Below are 1803 nucleotides of genomic sequence, written 5' to 3' on the forward strand. Positions count from 1 at the left end.
CGGGGCCCACCCGTCGGCGCCCAGGGCCCGCGCGAACCGGCCGTCCTCGCCGAAGGCCCTGCCCCCGGCGAGCACGGGCACTCCGACGGCCTGGCAGGCGGTGATGGCCGCGTGCGCGGCCGGCAGGTGGGTGGGGATCGACCCGGAGAGCAGGACGGCGTCGGAGTCGGTGTGGTGCTGGTGGGCGACGAGGTGGGGCGTGGGCGTCTGGGCGCCCAGGTAGTCCACCTGCCAGCCCCGCAGCCGCAGGACCTCGGCGACGAGCCGGGCCGGGAAGGCGTGCCACTCGCCGTCGACGCACGTGACCGTCACCCGCCCGCGGTGCGGGGGGACGGGCCTGCCCGCCGCCGGACGGTGGACGAGGGCGGCGATCACGCGCTCGTTGATGGCCGTGGCGGCGTGCTCCTGGGCGACGGTGATGCGGTCGGCGGCCCATTCGGCACCGATCCTCTCCTGCACCGCCGCGACGACGTCGAGCAGCAGGGCCTCCTCCTCCCATCCCGCGTCGAGCCCGCCGCGCACCACGTCGACGGCGTCGTACTCGGTGCCCTCGATCACCGCCCGCCAGAGCTCGTCGCGCAGAACGGCGGTCGACGGGCGGTCCGTGCTCACGTGTCCCTCCCCGGGGCTTCGCCGGCGCCCGCGGGCGGCGCCGTGCGCGGTGCGCTGATGGCGAGGGCGGCCATGTCGTCGTGGCCGCCGCCGCCCAGCCACTGGGCGGCCAGCATCTGCACCCGCTCCACGACGGCTTCCCCCGGCATGCCGGCGCATTCCACCAGCGCCTGCCGCAGCCGGCGTTCCCCGAACAGTTCGTCCCCCAGCGGTCCGCCGCGGGCCTCGGTGATGCCGTCGGTGTAGAGCAGGCACGTCTCCCCGGGCGCGAGCACCTCCTCGGCCGTCCGTACCGTGACGGAGGGAAGCGCGCCGACGAGGGTGCCGTGGGTGGCCGCCTCCTCGACCCGGCCGTCGGCGCGGACGATGAGCGGGGGCATGTGCCCGGCGCTGGTCAGCCTCAGGCGCACCCGGCGGCCCTCGCGCCTGACGGAGGCCAGCACCATGGTGGCGAAGCGGGTGTGGTGCGAGGTGAGCAGGGCTCCGTTGAGCAGGGTGAGGACCTGCTGGTGGTCGGAGGCCAGGGGCAGCAGCGCGTGCAGCGTGTTGCGGATCTTCCCGGTCAGGACCGCCGCGTCCAGCCCCTTGCCGGCCACGTCGCCCAGCACGACGAACGTCTCCTGCGAGGCGTCGGCCCCGGGGTGCACGTCGTAGAAGTCACCGCCGATCCGCTCGTGGTCGCTGGCGGCGCGGTAGCGCCCCGCGTAGTCGACCCCGTGCAGGTTCTCCAGGACCGGCGGCAGCAGTTCCCGCATGAGCGTGGTGGTGATCGCGCTCTGCTCGCTGTACAGGCGCGCGGCCGACAGCGCGGTGCCCGCGCGTGCGGCGAAGAGCCGGGCGAACGCCTCCTCGTCCGGGGTGAAGGCCCGCTCCGTGCCGGCGCGGAGCAGGATCAGCGCGCCGGCGGACACCCCGTGCCCGGGAAGTGGCGTGACGATGACGGAGCCGACGGGCCCGGCGAAGCCCTCCGGGACGACCCACTCGGGGAGGGCACCGGGGTCGATCCAGCGCGCGGGCACCGGCGGGAAGCCCTGGAGGGCCTCGGCCAGGCCCGGGACGTCACGGGCGTCGAACTGGCGCGAAGTGTGCTCCGCGGGCCTGCCGCGCAGGGCGTGGGTGACGCTGTGCCGGCGGCCGGCGGGCGGCAGGACGAGCAGCGCGGCGTCGGCGAGGTGTTCGGCCGCCAGCTGC

2 protein-coding genes are annotated in these 1803 nt (G+C 76.0%); both read right to left on the reverse strand.

The genetic code is table 11. The features are described 5' to 3' along the window. Positions 1-612 (reverse strand): B12-binding domain-containing protein (locus B7767_RS32875; protein ID WP_179167379.1); only part of this gene is annotated, 612 nt, incomplete at its 3' end. Then, on the reverse strand, positions 609-1803 hold a 1195-nt coding region (locus B7767_RS32880; protein WP_085575313.1), incomplete at its 5' end, for a PP2C family protein-serine/threonine phosphatase. The genes B7767_RS32875 and B7767_RS32880, both read right to left, overlap by 4 nt.

Origin of the sequence: Streptomyces sp. 13-12-16, assembly GCF_002114215.1 — a bacterium.
Classification (GTDB): Bacteria; Actinomycetota; Actinomycetes; order Streptomycetales; family Streptomycetaceae; genus Streptomyces.